Here is an 18907-nt window from a genome sequence, read left to right as displayed (position 1 = left end):
CACTCCACGCGAGTGTTTATTAGCAGAATTATCAAAGTTATCGTTGGCTGCTAAATAGAGAATAAAATTGAATAACACATGAATTTCAATAAGTGGCTAACTTGCACTTGAAATTTGGGACTTCTTTTCAATATGATAAAAATAGAAAGAAATTTAATAGGGAATGAATGTCTCCCGTGGATTATCCAAAACCGCTATAAAGCTGATGACTTCTGCAAATGTTTATTTGTGGAATCGTCAGCTTTTTTTATTTTGAAAGGAATGTGAATATGAAGATTTATTTGACAGAGAAAAATTATTTAATCGAAAAAATGAAATTGTATTTCTTGGTAATTATGATTTCTTTATTTATGGGGGTGATTTCTCATTATTTATTATTCGCACTAAGTTTCGTATCCGCTTATAGAACGGATCACAATGTATTACTCCTGTTTTTACCAATCATAGGCTTACTTACAGCTTACGTTTATGAAAATTTTGGTAGAGGATCACAGAAGGGGAATAATTTAATTATTGAGAGTACGCAAAGTGAAATTGATGTTCCTCTTCGCATGGGATTCTTTACATTTATTTTTACGATATTGACTCATTTGTTCGGTGGTTCTGCCGGTAGAGAAGGTTCAGCCGTTCAAATTGGAGGAGTCTTATCCAATAAGGCTGGAAGAATGTTTGGTCTGAATATGGAGATGAGAAGGCAGTTGATCCATGCGGGAATCAGCGCTGGTTTCGCATCTATATTTGGGACGCCGCTTGCTGGAGCTTTCTTCGGCATGGAAATGGTCTATATCGGAAAAATAGAACGATCCTCACTAATATATTGCTTTTTTGCTGCTTATTTTGCGAATTTCATATCTATTAGTTTAGGCACGATACATGAGTTGCACAGAATTATCAATATGCCCTCTGCTAGCTTCAAAGTGTTGCTTATTATTTTTCTGTCTTCTGTATTATTTGGGATTTTTGGACATCTTTTTGCATGGATGGTTCATACCTTGAAAAGTGTTTATAAGAAATGGCTATCGAATTACCTACTAAGAGCGGTCATTAGCTCCATCATTTTTGTGGGATTTATTTTTCTGTTTTCTGGGCAAAAATATGAAGGCCTCAGTTTAAATTTAATTAATGATGCTTTTGCTGGCAAAGCTTCTATCTTAGATCCAATTTTGAAATTATTTTATACGTCATTGACGTTAGGTGCCGGCTTTCAAGGGGGCGAAGTCACACCGCTATTCGCCATCGGTTCGACCTTAGGGAGCAGTCTAGGTTCACTGACTGGAATATCCCCATCCTTCTTAGCAGCATTGGGTTTAATTTCAGTATTTGGGTGTGCGGCGAATGTTCCTATTACTACTATTATGTTAGGAATTGATTTATTCGGGGTGGAAGCATTACCTTATTATGCGATTGCTTCTTTTATAAGTTACAGTGTTTCTGGTCATCAGGGAATTTATACTTCTCAAACGGTGAGTGAGGCGAAACACTTCTTTTTGAAAGATCAAGAAGGATACCGACTTAGTGAGATTGCTGGAAGGAAAAGAAAATGATATGGAAAAACGAATACACCTCGTACCAGGTTGGTGTTTAAAACACTATGAGATTCCTATTATGGGAATGGGGAAAAGAACCGTTCGAATAAAAGTGGAGAAGGGACGGGTTCGTTTAGGTCACCATATTTTTGATATTCAAAACGGTTCGTGGCATGAACATCCAAAAGGAAAACCTAGTTTATATCTATTGGATGAAGGACATGAATATATTCTAGATTTTCATATTGATCATCGGCATCAACGTCAAGATAGGCTGTTTCTAGCGAATGAACAATCTCTACGGTCTGCCGAAATTAGTTATGAGCTAATAATAAGAGAGTAGTGTAAAGGAGTTTTCATGTTCGTTAATGGGGGGCTTGGTTTTATTAGGAGAGTAGTATTAGGAAGCATAGCGTTTACCTTCGCCAGTTGGTTTTATTTTTGTAGGTATTATATTAGGGCCTTTCGTACTAGATTTATTTAGCTCTGAATTTCTAAACATTAGTCCAGATTAAGAGGAATTATCTTGATCATTATTTAAACTTGGGTAGTCTTATCTCTGAACCAGAGGAATTAAAAAAGCCGGATATCCAGCTATTTTAATGTGCTTTGTCCAGCAATCACCGAAGTTTTTCGCTGTTATTAATCGCTTATCACAAACAAGCCTAATGCGTTTATTTCGCTTCTTTTCTCATCTTAGGGTAGAATTTTACCATTGAAAGAAGTTTTGAGGTGTGTTTATTGAATAAGAAAGATCGAACGGTACTGATTTTTGGAAGGATCGCTTCATTTCTGTCGGTGATGATGTATGTTTCATACATTCCACAGATCATGAATAATTTAGATGGAAATAAAGGTAATCCAATACAACCATTAGTAGCGATGATTAACTGTATCTTTTGGGTCATTTATGCTACGATGCAGAAGAAAAAAGATTATCCAATTATTGTTGCGAATATACCAGGCATCTTTTTAGGAGCCATTACATTTTTCACAGCGATAATATAGCATAGAATAATTTACAAAGAGTATTTTAAGTAGAAATTTCTGCTTAGGATACTTTTTTATTTTGTATTTAGGGGAGGAGGATTACAAAAAACAATCTTCCTTTTACACATTTTTGTTTATCTTTTCATCCGAATCATTATGAATCTTATAATAGTTTTGTTTTATTTTTAAACTAACCAAAAAATCGCTTTATTTTGAATAATTATGGAAAAATCGTTTTTGCAAAGTCCGTTGTTTTCCTATGTAGAAAAGGCTAGAATGGAGGATAAGAATATCAATTTTTAGCTGGAGGATAGAATGAAAATTATTGTTTTAGGTGCTGGAAAAGTCGGCAAATCGCTGACTCAGCATTTGTCTGATGAAGACTATGATTATGATGTGGTTGTCATTGATTTACATGCTGAAAAGGTCGAGGCAATCGTCAATCAGTACGATGTATTAGGCGTTGTAGGCAATGGGGCTTCTTATGATATTTTACTGGAGGCTGGCGTTAATGATACAGACATCATTATTGCAGTGACCGAATCGGATGAGTTAAATATTTTGGCTTGTTTAATGGCGAAAAAAATGGGGGCAAAAAATTCGATTGCCCGTGTACGAAATCCAGATTACTTAAAACAGCGTTCCTTTATGCGGGATCAGCTTGGGATTTCTATGATCATTAATCCGGAGCTGGAAGCTGCAAATGAGATTCGTCGGATATTGTTGTTTCCTTCGGCGTTTAAGGTGGACACTTTTGTTGGCGGCAAGATCGAAATGGCGGAGTTCCGTTTACGAGAAAATGCGAAATTGATCAATGTGCCGTTAAATCGCTTGTATAAGATTTCAAAAACGAATGTATTGATTTGTGCGGTACGCAGAAAAGATGAGCTGATCATACCTGATGGCAATACGATCCTTGAACAAGGTGACCGTATTCATGTGATGGGGCAGCATCGGGATTTGGTCCGTTTTTGCCATGATATTAATTTATTTGAACAAAAAACAAAACGTGTCATCATTGTCGGCGGTGGACGAATCGCCTTTTATTTGTCGCGCCAACTTGTAGAGCAGGGAATCGAAGTCAAGATTATCGAAAATAATCCGAAGCGTTGTCTAGAGCTTTCGAGAAAACTTCCGGATGTGACGATTATTGAATCCGATGGCAGCGATGAGGAAGTGTTGATCGAAGAAGGCATCGAGAATGTAGATGCGTTTGTCGCTCTAACGGGTTTAGATGAAGAAAACATCGTGATTTCTTTATATGGCAAACAAATGAAGGCAAAAAAAACCGTCGCAAAAGTTACCCGGACAAATTTTATGGATGTCTTAGATCAATTAGAGATTGATAGCGTGATCTCGCCCAAGAATATTATTGCTGGGCATATTCTACGCTTTGTCCGCGCAAAGAATAATAAAGACGAGGATGGTGGTGTCAGAACATTGCATCGCTTAGTCAATGACGAGGTGGAAGCGATGGAATTTGTGGTGACACAGCAAACCTGCTTCTTAAATAAAAAGGTTTCTGAGGTTAATTTGAAGAATAATACGTTGATTGCGGCGATTTCAAGAGAACGAGGTTTTGTCATTCCGAAAGGCGACACTCAGATTCGCTTGAAGGATCATCTGGTCGTCATAACAACCAATCGGAAGATTTGTAATTTAAATGATCTGGTAAGGAAATAATGGTGGATCATAATGAATAAAAAAATGGTTCTATTCACATTGGGAAAACTATTAAAGGTCGAAGCGGTTCTGTTGCTGCTTCCTTTAGTAGTCTCCTTCATTTATCAAGAGCATGTCGGCCTTTCCTATGCGATCGTAGCAGTATTTGTTTTCTTGATTGGGTTATTAATGAGTCGAAAGCTTCCGAAAAATCGTAACATTTATGCTAGAGAAGGTTTCTTCATTGTTGGGGTCAGCTGGTTTCTTTTATCGGTTTTTGGTGCTCTTCCATTTATGCTTACTGGGGAGATTCCTTCTTTTACGGATGCATTCTTTGAAACTGTCTCTGGTTTTACTACGACCGGCTCATCCATTTTATCCAGCTTAGATGGTTTAAGTCACGCAAGTCTATTTTGGCGAAGCTTTACCCATTGGGTCGGTGGTATGGGAATATTGGTGTTCACTGTCGCCTTTATTCCATTAGCTTCAGGACGTACGATGCATATCTTGAAGGCGGAGATGCCTGGTCCAGTTATTGGAAAATTAGTGTCTAAGGTTCGAGTGACTGCTCGGATTCTTTATGTGATCTATGCCGCGTTGACCTTAGTGCAGATTATTTTACTGATACTCGGTGGTATGCCAGTTTTTGACAGTATTTTAAATTCATTTGCGACTGCTGGAACAGGCGGATTCTCCATGTCCAATGAAGGAATTGCTGTTTACAACAGTGCGTATATTGACGGTATCATTACTGCTTTCATGATTCTCTTTGGAATCAACTTTAATCTGATTTATTTCTTTTTGATCGGAAAAATTGCTCCGGTATTAAAAAGTGAAGAATTGCGTGGCTATTTAGCGATTATTGCGGGATCGACGCTTTTGATCACGCTCAATATTGCTTCACAGTATCCGTCTTACTTGAAAGCATTTCGTTATGCGGTGTTTCAAGTGGCCTCAATTATCACCACAACAGGCTTTACCACCACAAATTATGATAATTGGCCGATGTTTTCTCAAACGATCTTACTGCTATTAATGTTTATTGGTGCTTGTGCGGGATCGACTGGTGGGGGAATCAAGGTGTCTCGGATCATTATGCTATCAAAACAGGCTATCCAAGAGTTGAAAAAAATGATCCATTCTCGTAGTGTAACGACCTTGAATTTTGAAGGAGAAGCGATCGCTCCTAAAACGATCAGTAATGTTTATTCCTATTTGGTCCTTTATCTATTAGTTTTTGCGGTCTCATTGCTAATTTTATCTTTGGAAAATCTCGATTTTCAAACAACCTTTTCTGCTGTCGCAACCTGTATCAATAATGTTGGCCCAGGATTTAAAGCGATAGGACCAACAGGAAACTTTGGTTTTTTATCGGATTTTTCTAAATGGACGCTTTCCTTTGCGATGCTAGCAGGCAGACTGGAAATTTTTCCGATTCTTTTACTTTTTTCAAAATCACTTTGGAAGAGTTAATGGTCAAAGAGCTTGTGTTAAAATCTTATCTCGTTTTGAGGTAAGATTTTTTATTGTTCATGAGATATTGAGGTAATAAATTAATCGAGTCGGATTTTTAGTGACTGGCAAAATCCAATAAAAATTTGGCTCTTTCTTGGCAAATGGAAAAATAGTTCCCCGAATAGACGCTTTGATGAAAAATAAATTTTCTTTTTTGTTTTGAAAAAGAACCGAAGTTATCTTCTATTATAATAGAAGAAACACAACAAGAAAAAATAAAACGTCAAAGAAATAGATAAGAAACTTAAATATGTTTTAAGGTCAATAGGTAGAAATTCCCAAAAATTTTCATTTTTCAAAAATATAGTGTATTATTTTATAGCGAAATATTTGACATTTTAATAAAAACTATAGATGATTGATAATATGGAATACACTAATAAAGAAGGTGACTGAATGGAACGACGGATTGACCGCATTTATCGCTTTGTTTCAGAAAATGCAAATGTAACGACAAAAGATGTAGCGGATTCATTGGATATTCAACGGACAAATGCCAGTAAAGATTTAAATCTTCTTGTTAAGGATGGTCATTTAAGCAAAAGTGAAGGAAGACCTGTTCGCTATTTTGTTTCGAGCCAGTCAGTAGCAACGTCGTTTGACGCAGAAGTCCCTCAGACGCACACACGTGTTGTGGAGCCGCCGGAGAAAAAGATTCTAAACAAAAATACCGGCAATGTGTTCACTCAAATCATCGGCTCTACTGGAAGTATGCGCAATGCAGTAGAACAAGCTAAGGCAGCAATATTGTATCCGCCTCGCGGATTGAACTGCTTGATCACAGGCCCTACTGGTTCGGGGAAAACCTTTTTTGCCCATGCCATGTTCCAGTTTGCTCAAACAGAAGGGGTAGTGGAAGCGGATCGTGAATTGGTGGTTTTCAACTGTGCAGACTATGCAAATAACCCAGAATTATTGATGAGTCACCTATTTGGTTACGAAAAAGGCGCCTTTACAGGTGCAGATGTAGAAAAAGACGGTCTGATCCAACAGGCCGATGGCGGCATGCTATTCCTAGATGAGATTCACCGTTTACCGCCAGAAGGTCAAGAAATGATCTTCTACTTTATGGATCATGGAACCTACAGTCGGCTCGGTGAAACCGGTAAGAACCGGTTTGCGAATGTTCGAATCGTGGGAGCAACAACAGAAGATCCTCATTCAGCATTATTAGATACCTTTGTTCGACGTATCCCGATCAATATTCAAATGCCAGCCTTTGGCAGTCGACCAGCGGCTGAGCAACTGGATTTAGTTCGTGTGATGGTAGCGATGGAAGCCAATCGAATTCAACGGAAAATTACCTTGACAGAAGATGTTGTGAAAGCCTTATTAGGCAGCGTTTCTTACGGGAATGTTGGACAGTTGAAATCCAATGTGCAATTGATTTGTGCTCGCGGATTTATGAATCATATGATGCAAGAAGAGATTCACATTACTCTGAATGACCTGACTGAAGGAATCAAAGCAGGATTAGTACAGCTTTCCGCTGATCGAATCAAATCAACGGATATCTCACCATATCTTGAACCAGAGATGGTGGTCACACCTAATGAGATTGACGAGTTAATCAAAACAGACACCTATGAATTGCCCTATAATTTATATGACATCATCGGTGATAAAGCGGCGTTGTTAAAGACAGAAGGCTTAGATCAAGAAACGATCAATCATTTTATCTCTACAGATATCAATGTTCATTTGAAATCATTTTACAAAGATCATGGCTTTACTTTTGATACGGAGACTCGACTGACTGAGTTTGTTGATAAGCATGTAATTGACGTCAGCAATAAAATTGCCGCTTTAGTTAGTGAACGATTAGATACACATTTCCAACAAAACTTTATTTATGCTATGAGTCTTCACATTTCTTCCTTCTTGAAAAAAATTCATGTTGGGGAAACGCGGGAGACAAATGCTAATATTCGGGAAATGGCAAAGGATTATCCAACAGAGTTTGCAGTAGCCCGTGAAATTCGTCGCTTAGTTGAAAAAGAATTTCAAGTAGATATTCCCGACAGTGAAGAATACTATTTGACCGTTCTGCTTGTTTCCTTACGAGAAGATCAGTCTTCAGGGAAAATCGGTGTCGTTGTGGCAGCTCATGGAAACAGTACAGCTACTTCAATGGCTCAAGTCGTTCGTGAGTTATTAGATGTAACGAATATCATTGCCGTTGATATGCCGCTAGACATGCATCCAAGAGTCGCTTATGAAAAGATGCGTGAAGCGGTGACTAAGATCGATGAAGGCAGTGGAGTACTGATCATGGTAGACATGGGTTCATTGGCTACCTTTAATGAAGAAATTCAAAAAGATACTGGAGTTGAAGTTTGTACACTAGATATGGTCACGACACCGTTGTTGATCGAAGCTGCGCGGAAATCAAGTGTATTGGGCTCAGGAGTAGATGAGTTGTATGAATCGTTACAAGGCTTCCGAGGCTATGGCCATGTCATGCCGGAAAAAGAAGAGCCACAGGAAAAACAAGCAATTTTAGCCATTTGTGCTTCTGGTGAGGGGACTGCCCAGCGTTTGAAGGAAATCATCGAACGTCCATTGCAACAGCGGAATTTAAAGCATATCGACGTATTAACATTAGCTGTTGCAGATATTAAAACAAAGGTTCCTGTGTTTAAAGAAGAATACAAGATTTTAGCAACGACAGGAATCATGGATCCAAAAGTGGGTGCGCCCTATATTCCAATGGAGAAATTTATCAATCAAAAGGCGGATCAAATTTTAGATGAGCTATTATTAGAAAATGATTTATCTGAGCAAGAAGAAGTCGTGCTTGATGCAAATAAAGCGCGGGAATTGTGTATCAAGTTTATGGAGGAAAGCTTTACCTTTATTAACCCGAATAAACTGATTGATCCGCTGTGGCGTTTAGCAAAAACCATCATTACTAGTGAGGGAGCTTCTTCTGAATATGCCTTAATGGTGAACTTCGTGATGCACATGGCTGGAACGATCGAACGAGGGATTTTGCAGCAGCCGTTGAAAATTGATGAGGAGTCCAAACGGATTTATCAAAACGTTACAGATAATGTCGTAATGAATCGTGGGTTGAATGAGCTAGAAAGTCAGCTTCGCATCACAATCCCAACATCAGAGCGATACTATATTTATCAATTGCTTAAGAATAATGAAGAAATTAGCGTATAAACAATACACAAAAAAGGATACAGTATACTGTATCCTTTTTTTGTGTATTGTTGAAAAGGCGATAACTAAAGAATTATTTGCTAGTGTATTTTGGCACGGTACTTGCTCTATTATAGATGAGTGCCTGTGTAATACTGTACTCAAATAATGTAGCACAAGTCTTTTAGCATCTGAGCCTTGTAATTGCAGGAGGTGGTGGGATGGTAATGGATATTCGACTCACTCGGATCGATGATCGTTTGATTCATGGTCAGGTAGCGACAGTTTGGTCCAAAGCAACAGGGATCGAACGAATCTTAGTAGTTAGCGATGAAGTTGCGAACGATGAGTTGCGTAAGTTTCTCCTAAAACAAGCCGCGCCACCAGGAATCAAGTCCAATGTCGTCACAAAAAGAAAACTGGTTGAAGTGTATCAAGATCAATTGTTTGATGGAATGAAGGTCATGCTGTTGTTTGCTTCTCCGCAAGATGTAGTAGAGGTCGTTGAGGCAGGTGTTGATTTGAAATCGGTCAATATTGGCGGTATGCGATTTGGCGAAGGAAAGAAAATGATTACTAATTTTATTTCTGTGGATAGTAAGGATGTTGAATCGTTTATTGATTTAATGAATGCAGGGATTGAATTAGAAATTCGTCAAGTACCAACAGACCGAAAGACAGATCTGATGCAATTAATCAAAAAAGAAAAGATGCTGCAATAACTTAATTTTGGTTACAGGTTTTTAGAACTTATTTATATTTTTGAGCTGTAACAATAATAGTAGGAGGTATGAAGATGGTAGGAATTATCATTGCTAGTCATGGTGAATTCGCTAATGGTATCTTGCAATCCGGGGCGATGATCTTTGGAGAACAAGAAAATGTCAAAGCAGTAACTTTGATGCCGAGTGAAGGACCTGATGATGTTAAGGCAAAAATGAAAGAAGCAATTGCCTCTTTCGAAAACCAAGACCAAGTTCTATTCTTAGTCGATCTTTGGGGTGGAACGCCTTTCAATCAAGCCAATAGCTTGTTTGAAGAACACAAAGACACATGGGCAATTGTTGCCGGTATGAACTTACCAATGGTTATTGAAGCTTATGCTTCACGTTTCTCAATGGAAACAGCGCATGAAATCGCTGCTCACATTTCTGGAACAGCTAAAGAAGGCGTTAGAATTCGCCCAGAGGAATTAGAGCCAGCTGAAGCTGCACCAGTTGCGGCAGCAAGCAATCAACCGACAGGTGCGATTCCAGAAGGAACTGTACTTGGAGATGGCCATATCAAGTTTGTATTAGCTCGTGTGGATTCTCGTTTATTACATGGACAAGTTGCAACAGCATGGACGAAAACAACAGGTCCTAGCCGGATCATCGTTGTTTCAGATGCAGTAGCTAAAGATGATCTTCGTAAGAGATTGATTGAACAAGCTGCTCCTCCAGGTGTTAAAGCAAACGTTATCCCAGTTGATAAAATGATCGAAATCTCAAAGGACCCTCGTTTCGGAAATACAAAAGCGTTGTTACTATTTGAAAATCCTCAAGACGTATTGCGTGCTGTTGAAGGCGGCGTTGACATTAAAGAAGTCAATGTTGGGTCAATGGCTCACTCAGTTGGTAAAGTCGTAGTAAGTAAAGTATTATCAATGGGTCAAGATGATGTTGATACTTTTGAGAAATTAAAAGCAAAAGGAATCAAGTTTGATGTACGTAAAGTACCAAATGATTCTAAAGACAACATGGATGAAATCCTTAATAAAGCAAAAAATGAATTGAAAAACGCTTAAGCAACATAATTAACTTAAATAGGAGGGCTTATAATGTCTGGTATTTCAATGGTATTAGTAGTAATCGTTGCCTTTCTAGCAGGTATGGAAGGGATTTTGGATGAATTCCAATTCCATCAACCGCTAGTAGCATGTACATTAATTGGTTTAGTAACCGGTAATTTAGAAGCTGGGATCGTATTAGGCGGCTCACTTCAAATGATCGCCTTAGGTTGGGCAAACATCGGGGCTGCCGTAGCACCGGATGCTGCATTAGCATCTGTTGCATCTGCAATTATTTTAGTTTTAGGTGGTCAAGGAGTTAAAGGAGTTTCTTCAGCTATCGCAATCGCTGTTCCTTTGGCTGTTGCTGGTTTGTTCTTGACAATGATCGTTCGTACATTGGCTGTGCCAATTGTTCACTTCATGGATGCTGCGGCTGAAAAAGGCGAAATGCGCAAAGTTGAAATGTGGCATATCATCGCTGTATGTATGCAAGGTGTTCGTATCGCGATTCCTTCAGCTGCATTATTAGTAATTCCTGCTGACACTGTACGTGGATTCTTAGAATCAATGCCTGCTTGGTTAACTGATGGTATGGCTATCGGTGGTGGTATGGTCGTTGCCGTTGGTTACGCTATGGTTATCAACATGATGGCTACAAAAGAAGTATGGCCATTCTTCGCAATTGGTTTTGCTATCGCAGCACTTTCTGAATTAACGTTGATCGCACTAGGTGTTATCGCAGTTGCATTCGCTTTGATTTACTTGAACCTACAAGAAAGTTCTGGTGGTTCTTCTAATGGTGGCGGAGGCAATACTGGTGACCCACTTGGCGATATTTTGAATGATTATTAATCTTGAAGGAGGAGAAATAAAATGGCAGAAAAAATCGAATTAACAAAAAAAGATCGTTTAGCCGTTGCATGGCGTTCTACCTTCATTCAAGGATCTTGGAACTATGAACGTATGCAAAATGGTGGCTGGTGTTTCGCAATGTTGCCAGCAATCAAAAAATTATATAAAACTAAAGAAGACCGCACATTGGCGATGCAACGTCACTTGGAATTCTTTAATACTCACCCATATATCGCTTCACCAATTATCGGTGTTACTCTTGCGCTTGAAGAAGAACGCGCAAATGGCGCTCCAGTTGATGATGTAGCTATTCAAGGGGTTAAGGTTGGTATGATGGGACCTTTAGCCGGTGTTGGTGACCCAGTGTTCTGGTTTACTGTACGTCCGATGTTAGGAGCCCTAGGTGCATCATTAGCGTTAGCTGGAAACATCTTAGGACCAATCATCTTCTTCCTTGCTTGGAACATTATTCGTTGGGCATTCATGTGGTATACACAAGAATTTGGCTACCGTGCTGGTTCTAAAATCACTGATGACCTTTCAGGTGGTCTATTACAAAAAGTTACTAAAGGTGCATCCATTCTAGGTATGTTTGTTTTGGGAGCTTTAGTGCAACGTTGGGTAAACGTGAAATTTACACCGGTTGTTTCTACTGTTAAGTTAGACAAAGGTGCTTATATCGAATGGGACAAATTACCTGCTGGTGCTCAAGGAATTAAAGAAGCTCTTTCTCAACAAGCTTCTGGTCTTGCTTTAGATAGTTCTAAAGTAACTACTTTACAAGATAACTTAGATTCATTAATTCCAGGTCTTGCTGCACTACTATTGACATTACTTTGCATGTGGTTATTGAAGAAAAAAGTTTCTCCAATCGTTATCATTCTTGGTTTGTTCGTAGTGGGTGTTGGCTTGCACGTTTTAGGTGTAATGTAAAAAAGTCACTCATTAATGAAAAATGCTCGGGCTTGCCCGAGCATTTTTTGCTTAATAAGAGTAAAATAAAGTATAATGATTCAGTAGATACATATAAGGAAATGGAGTAGGTCTAATGGTTCAGTCAATCAATACAAAGGTCGATTTGACAATCGATGCTACCTCGTACTTAGGTGTCGCAGATTATGGGAAAATTATGATTGGTGATAAGGGATTTGAATTTTTCAATAATCGAGATGCAAGAAAGTTTGTTCAGATTCCTTGGGAAGAAGTAGATTATGTTATTGCTTCTGTCGTATTTAAAGGAAAATGGATTCCACGTTACGCGATACAAACGAAAAAGAATGGCACTTATTCTTTTGCATCAAAGGAGCCCAAAAAAGTGTTAAGAGCAATACGTGAATACGTAGATCCAGATCATATGGTTCGATCACTAGGATTTTTTGATGTTATCAAACGTGGAGTACGAAACAAATTTAATAAGTAAGACAAAGTCGTTTATCTATGAGATAAGCGGCTTTTAATTTTGGCACAAACTTCTGTGCCAAAGCTCTATCTTCTATTTCTTGAAAGCGGATACCGCAGGATATAAGATGAATATGTAAACGAAATCATTTCATATTATTTCTAAGGAGGAAAAGGAAATGGAAATGCAAGCTACTGGACAAAAGGGTGGACTTAAAGCAAAAGTCCAGCGTCTCGGAAGTCATCTGTCAGGGATGGTTATGCCAAATATTGGAGGCTTTATTGCTTGGGGTGTGATCACCGCATTATTTATCCCAGATGGCTATATCCCAAATGAACAACTGGCTACATTAGTCGGACCAATGCTTTCTTATTTACTGCCATTATTAATCGCTTATACAGGTGGTAGCATGGTGCATGGACAACGTGGTGCAGTTGTTGGGGCAATCGCAGCAATGGGTGTCATCGTTGGATCGGAAGTACCCATGTTCATTGGGGCTATGATGATGGGACCGTTAGGCGGTTGGTGCATTAAGAAATTTGATGACGCTTTCCAAGATAAAATCAAAGCTGGATTTGAAATGTTAGTCAACAACTTTTCTTCTGGATTAATCGGTTTTGCATTAGCAATTGTTGGCTTTTATGCAATCGGACCAGTTGTTGGCTCATTAACAAATATGATGGCGGCTGGTGTTGAAGCAATCATCAATATGCACTTGTTACCACTAGCAAATATCTTTATCGAACCAGCAAAAATATTATTCTTGAACAACGCGATCAATCACGGAATTTTAACACCATTAGGAATTGAACAAGCAGCAGAAGCTGGAAAATCAGTTCTGTTCTTATTAGAAGCAAACCCTGGACCAGGTCTAGGAATCTTATTGGCCTTCACTTTATTTGGTAAAGGTGCGGCGAAATCTTCTGCACCAGGTGCGATCATTATCCAATTCTTAGGTGGGATTCATGAAATCTACTTCCCATACGTAATGATGAAACCTCTTTTATTCCTAGCTGTAATGGCGGGCGGGGTTGCCGGAACATTCACTTTCCAATTGTTAGGTGCAGGTTTACGAGCAGCTGCTTCTCCAGGTTCGATCATTGCGGTTATGGCAATGACACCACCTAATGCTATCTTTGCTAACTTAGCCGGAATTGTTGTTGGATGTGTAGTTTCATTTTTAGTGGCTATGATTATTATCAAATCGGACCACAATGAAGAGGATGATCTAGCAGCGACTCAAGCAGCTGTAGCTGATGCTAAAGCTCAAGCAAAAGGACAAGGCGCCGTAAAAGCGGACAATCAAGAAATGTTCGGCAACATCAACAAGATCATCTTCGCTTGTGATGCCGGTATGGGCTCAAGTGCGATGGGTGCTTCAGTATTACGAGACAAAGTGAAGAAAGCTGGATTAGGATTACCAGTTTCCAATTCAGCAATCAACAACTTGAGTGATGATCCGAATGCTTTGATCGTGACGCAAGAAGAGCTGCATGATCGTGCAAGTCAAAAAGCACCAAGCGCAACCTTTGTTCAAGTAGAAAACTTCATGAACTCTCCACGTTATGATGAGATCGTGGAACGCTTATCCGCAGAACCAACGGGTGACAGCGAAAAAAAGCCTCTGACAGATGATGTGGTAGAAGGCTTAGCGGATTACTCAAAGGTCGATCACATTATCTTTGGTTATGATCAAACAAAAGGCTCATCGAATATGGGTGCCACGATTTTGAAAAAATTATTGAAAGACAATGGCTTAGAGTATCCTGTGACCGTTGAACCAATCAGTACACTGAGTGATGCAACGAATGCTTTGATCATTACTAACAAAAATGAAACGTTAAAAGCAGAACAGCAAGCGCCAAGTGCAGCGCATGTGCCATTGAACGATTTAGTTGCTTCGGAAAAATATGACAAGGTCATTCAAAATTTAAGGAAATAAGTGGTCTTTTATCCAGAATCGTATTACTCTTTAAGCAGTGGGGATTCTCACTGCTTTTACCCTTTTGAAATTATTGGAGGAGATACTGTGTATTTTTCGATTCGCGAAAAAAAGATACTTTCCCTTTTATTAGATTATCCCAATGGTATTACACCAGAGGAATTACAAGATATTTTACAAGTCAGCAAACGAACGGTTTATCGAGAGATTTCAAGTATTGAAAAGACGATCAAATCTCAAGATATCCAGATTATCAAACCTCGCGGCGAGGGCTATCGCATTGTGGGGGAAACCTTAAATCTCGAACGCCTGCAGCAGCAATTAGGCGAAAAGCAGGCGGAGCTCTTTACAGATAATGTGCAGCGTCAAAGTGCAATTGTTTGTTCCTTATTGTTAATGGATGAGGAGGAGACGATTGAAGGCTTGGCGATCGACTTTAAAGTCAGTCCGGCAACGATTACTTCTGATTTAGCAACAATTGAAAGAAGTCTGATTGATTATCGTTTAGAACTGCAGCGTCTCAAAGGGCGCGGCATTCGGATTGTTGGGCGTGAAAAGCAGCGACGTCAATTATTGAGTAATTTGATCTATAACGGTGTCAGTGAATTCGACTTTTTTCAATTTATTGATTCATTAGATGAGGAAAAAAAGACGACGGATAACTTCTTCTTGAATTTATTGAGTCAATCGGGTTTATTATTGGCACGGACAATCTTTGAACAAATATCAAAGCAGGCGTTTGAACAGGTAACGGACAATCAGCTGCAACGCGTATTGATCCTGCTAGCTTTATCGATTGATCGAATGTCGCAAGATCGATTTGTAGAGGTCGAGCAGGAAAATAAAGCCAAACCTGAAAGCATGCAGATCGCCAGTCAAATCATGATCAAAGTCGCGACGACGATTAAAAAATCGATTCCACCGCAAGAAGTTCGTTTCTTCGCTTTTCAATTAGAGGGCGTGAATTATAAGAAGCCGCAAAATATTTTTATCGATAGTTTTGACGTGGAGCTTTCCTATAAGATCAAAGAATTGATTCGTTTAGTCTCTGAAGAGATCGGTGTTGATTTTCGCAAAGATGAACAACTCTTTAATGATTTATCTGCCCACATGTCGGCAGCTTTGAAACGGAATTTGACAGTACTGCAGGGAGCCAATAATCCCTTGTTGCAGAAAATTCGTGAGAAGTATCAGGACCTGACGACAGCGATTATTAAAGAATTGGCGGTTGTTTTTCCGGATCATCAATTCACTGCTGATGAATTAGGCTATGTCGTGATTCATTTCGCTACTTCTCTGGAGCGTCATCCAAGTGGTCGAGCGTTATCTGCCTTAGTCTTGTGCTCAAGCGGAATTGGTACGGCGCGAATCTTGGAAAGTCGAATTCGTAAGTATTTAAACGAGATTGAGAAGGTCCAAGTGGCAAAGATTTCGGAAATGAATCAATTGGATTATAAAAGTTATGATCTAATTCTAGCGACGGTTTTTTTACCAGGTTTCAATTTACCATACAAAGTGATTTCTCCGCTGTTGTTAGAGGATGAGATTCAAGAAATCAAAGAATACATTCAGACAGTCCATCCAGACAAGGTCAATGAGATTATCGATGAGCCGGAACAAGAGCCAAGCGAAGCCTTTGATGAGATTTATGAGACGATGCGGATAGCAAATAGTCTATTGCAAAAATTTGATGTTAAACAGATAAACACAAGAGAAACGATCGAGCTGACCTTAGAAGAGATTATTGATCAGCTGCAAGGAACGATTGTCACGGATGCTAAAATCGTTACAGACAAAGTAATCAAACGATATTTAGTGGCACCGATTGGCGTTCCTAACACAAATTTTGCCTTGTTCCATTGCGCGGATGCGCATGTCAAAGAACCATTATTTACCATTTATGACTTAGATCAGAAGTTTTTGATTCAAGGAATGGATAAAAAAAGCATTGAGTTGACCCGAGTATTATTACTGTTAGCTCCCGATCCAATGCCAGAGAGTCAACAGAGTTTATTAGGAAAAATCAGCAGTTCGGTCATTGAAAGTGATTTAAACACAGAAATTTACAAATTTGGGAATAAAGAAATCATCTATCAGTTGTTGAGTTCTTTATTTGTGAAAGAGATTCGAGAAAATTAGCGATAGCTTAGAAAAATCGGAGGGAATAAAAATGGAATTACAACCAGAAATGATTTTATTAGACCAAGAATTTGCCAACAAGGAAGAGGCGATCCGTGCAAGCGGGCAACTACTAGTGGACGCTGGTTGTGTGGAAGAAGGGTATGTCGATGCCATGATCGAAAGAAATAAGCTGGTTTCCGTATATATGGGCAACTTTATCGCGATCCCTCATGGAACCGATGAAGCGAAACGCTATGTGAAGAAGAGTGGTATTTCAGTGATCCAAGTTCCAGCAGGTGTTCATTTTGGAAAGGATGACACGGAGGATGTAGCAATGGTATTATTCGGAATTGCCGGGATCGAAAATGAGCATTTAGATATATTACAAAAAATCGCGATCTTCTGTTCAGATGTTGAAAATGTCGTTAAATTAGCAGATGCAAAAACAAAAGAAGAAGTCATTGGCTATCTTCAGGAGGTAGAATAGGATGCAAGCAACACACTTTGGTGCCGGAAATATTGGACGTGGATTTATTGGTGAAATTTTAGCGAAAAACGATTTTTCTATCGATTTTGTTGATATCAATGAAACGATTATCAATGCGTTGAATGAACGAAATGAATATACGATTCAGCTAGCCGATGAAAGTCAAAAAGAAATTCATGTCTCTAACGTAGATGGATTGAACAATCAAAAAAATCCAGAGGCAGTCATTGATTCAGTCAGCAAAGCGGATATCGTTACCACTGCAATTGGGCCGAATATCTTGCCATTTATCGCAGAATTGATTGCTAAAGGAATTCAAAAACGTCGCGCTGAAGGCAACACGGCGGAGTTAGACGTCATCGCCTGCGAAAATATGATTGGCGGCAGCCAATTTTTATTCGAAAAAGTCCAAAGCTTCTTGTCAGCCGAAGATCTAGCATTTGTGGAACAATACATCGGATTCCCCAATGCGGCAGTTGACCGGATTGTGCCGATCCAACATCATGAAGATCCACTATTCGTATCAGTGGAACCCTTCAGTGAATGGGTGATCGATGCGACGCAAAGTAAAAACAAAGCCTTGTGCCTTGAAGATGTAGAGTACGTAGAAGATTTAGAGCCATATATTGAACGGAAGTTATTCTCAGTCAATACTGGACATGCGACGGTTGCCTATACTGGAGCATACGAAGGCTATCAAACGATTGATGAGGCGATCGCCGATGAACGTGTACTAGAAAAATTACGTGCAGTTCTAGGAGAAACGGGCGAATTACTGATCAATAAATGGAATTTTGATAAAGAGAAGCATTTTGCTTACATTGATAAGATTGTTAGTCGTTTCGAAAATAAATACATTTCGGATAGTATTAGTCGTGTGGCGCGGACGCCGATTCGTAAATTGGGCTTTGACGAACGGTTCATTCGTCCGATTCGTGAATTGAAAGAACGTGGACTTGGGTACGACAATTTAGTAGATGTCGTAGCGATGGTTTTGAACTACGATGATCCGAACGATGAACAAAGTGTTGAATTGCAAGGGCTGCTAAAAGAGAAATCAGCAGCCGAAGTGATTCAGCAAGTAACTGATTTAAAAGACGATGAGTTAATCGCTGAAATTTCGGCAAGATATCACAAATAGCTTCTCCTTCCTCCATTGCGATAAATAATTGCGGTGGGGGATTTTTTTATTTATAAAGAAATTTTGTTTCAAATGGTGCGTTAAAATGATCTTTTTCTAAATTTACAAATGGTTTTTTTAGATGATTTTTAGAAATCACATCATTTTAAACAGGCTCTGTCCGGTGTATAAGGAAACGTTAAGAGCTGATAGTATCGAAATAGTTCGTGTTTTTGGTGAAATCCTCTTGATTCTTTCTTTTTAAAAAGATATTATAGACAAGTCGAGAAATTTCATTTCATGAAGCGCTCGAAAAAGTTAAGGGGACAATTTTTTGAGAAGCAATATAGGCTGCTTTTCAAAAGCAATCAC

General features: G+C 39.1%; 15 protein-coding genes and 1 riboswitch. All 15 genes read left to right on the top strand.

Going from position 1 to position 18907, the window contains the following annotated elements; translation table 11 throughout:
• Positions 1 to 150: 150 nt before the first annotated feature.
• Positions 151 to 222: riboswitch (Fluoride riboswitch) on the top strand.
• A gap of 47 nt (positions 223 to 269) precedes the next feature.
• The 15 genes from KQI58_RS15380 (at position 270) to KQI58_RS15310 (ending at position 18556) form a co-directional block, all read left to right on the top strand.
• A complete protein-coding gene (locus tag KQI58_RS15380; RefSeq protein WP_253295968.1) occupies positions 270 to 1544 on the top strand; it encodes a chloride channel protein in 1275 nt (424 codons plus the stop codon).
• The gene (locus tag KQI58_RS15375) at positions 1516 to 1869 is read left to right on the top strand and encodes a hypothetical protein (RefSeq protein ID WP_216409923.1); all 354 of its coding nucleotides are present in this window, start codon (positions 1516 to 1518) and stop codon (positions 1867 to 1869) included. Before KQI58_RS15380 ends, KQI58_RS15375 begins: the two co-directional genes overlap by 29 nt.
• A 398-nt stretch (positions 1870 to 2267) precedes the next feature.
• Entirely contained in the window at positions 2268 to 2534 is a 267-nt protein-coding gene (locus KQI58_RS15370) for a SemiSWEET family transporter (RefSeq protein WP_102872437.1), read from the top strand.
• Between the two features lie 297 nt (positions 2535 to 2831).
• On the top strand, positions 2832 to 4199 hold the full coding sequence (trkA, locus tag KQI58_RS15365) for a Trk system potassium transporter TrkA (protein WP_216409922.1): 1368 nt from the start codon (positions 2832 to 2834) through the stop codon (positions 4197 to 4199).
• A gap of 12 nt (positions 4200 to 4211) precedes the next feature.
• Positions 4212 to 5651 carry a TrkH family potassium uptake protein gene (locus KQI58_RS15360; RefSeq protein ID WP_216409921.1) on the top strand — a complete coding sequence of 480 codons (1440 nt, stop codon included), beginning with the start codon at positions 4212 to 4214 and terminating at the stop codon, positions 5649 to 5651.
• Positions 5652 to 6089: 438 nt separating this feature from the next.
• Positions 6090 to 8864: a sigma-54-dependent transcriptional regulator gene (locus KQI58_RS15355; RefSeq protein ID WP_216409920.1), complete on the top strand. Its 2775-nt coding sequence runs from the start codon at positions 6090 to 6092 to the stop codon at positions 8862 to 8864.
• Positions 8865 to 9064: 200 nt separating this feature from the next.
• Positions 9065 to 9565 carry a PTS system mannose/fructose/N-acetylgalactosamine-transporter subunit IIB gene (locus tag KQI58_RS15350; RefSeq protein WP_216409919.1) on the top strand — a complete coding sequence of 167 codons (501 nt, stop codon included), beginning with the start codon at positions 9065 to 9067 and terminating at the stop codon, positions 9563 to 9565.
• Positions 9566 to 9639: 74 nt separating this feature from the next.
• Positions 9640 to 10629: a mannose/fructose/sorbose PTS transporter subunit IIA gene (locus KQI58_RS15345; RefSeq protein ID WP_216409918.1), complete on the top strand. Its 990-nt coding sequence runs from the start codon at positions 9640 to 9642 to the stop codon at positions 10627 to 10629.
• Between the two features lie 33 nt (positions 10630 to 10662).
• Positions 10663 to 11466, top strand: a complete 804-nt coding sequence (locus KQI58_RS15340; RefSeq protein WP_010745715.1) for a PTS mannose/fructose/sorbose transporter subunit IIC — start codon at positions 10663 to 10665, stop codon at positions 11464 to 11466.
• Between the two features lie 21 nt (positions 11467 to 11487).
• Positions 11488 to 12399 (top strand): PTS system mannose/fructose/sorbose family transporter subunit IID, encoded by a 912-nt coding sequence (locus KQI58_RS15335; RefSeq protein ID WP_216409917.1) that lies wholly within the window; start codon positions 11488 to 11490, stop codon positions 12397 to 12399.
• A 115-nt stretch (positions 12400 to 12514) separates the two neighbouring features.
• The gene (locus KQI58_RS15330; protein ID WP_016180400.1) at positions 12515 to 12886 is read left to right on the top strand and encodes a DUF956 family protein; all 372 of its coding nucleotides are present in this window, start codon (positions 12515 to 12517) and stop codon (positions 12884 to 12886) included.
• 157 nt (positions 12887 to 13043) lie between these two features.
• Positions 13044 to 14807, top strand: coding sequence for a PTS mannitol transporter subunit IICBA (locus KQI58_RS15325; RefSeq protein WP_216409916.1), 1764 nt, complete (start codon positions 13044 to 13046; stop codon positions 14805 to 14807).
• Positions 14808 to 14894: 87 nt separating this feature from the next.
• Entirely contained in the window at positions 14895 to 16946 is a 2052-nt protein-coding gene (locus tag KQI58_RS23160; RefSeq protein WP_216409915.1) for a BglG family transcription antiterminator, read from the top strand.
• Positions 16947 to 16977: 31 nt separating this feature from the next.
• Positions 16978 to 17415 (top strand): PTS sugar transporter subunit IIA, encoded by a 438-nt coding sequence (locus KQI58_RS15315; RefSeq protein WP_216409914.1) that lies wholly within the window; start codon positions 16978 to 16980, stop codon positions 17413 to 17415.
• Position 17416: 1 nt separating this feature from the next.
• A complete protein-coding gene (locus KQI58_RS15310) occupies positions 17417 to 18556 on the top strand; it encodes a mannitol-1-phosphate 5-dehydrogenase (protein WP_216409913.1) in 1140 nt (379 codons plus the stop codon).
• The last annotated feature ends 351 nt before the right edge of the window (positions 18557 to 18907 follow it).

This window comes from Enterococcus raffinosus (assembly GCF_018917525.1).
In the GTDB taxonomy this organism is placed as follows: domain Bacteria; phylum Bacillota; class Bacilli; order Lactobacillales; family Enterococcaceae; genus Enterococcus_A; species Enterococcus_A raffinosus_A.
Note: the sequence above shows the minus strand (reverse complement) of the source record. Positions and strands in the feature narration are given on the sequence as shown.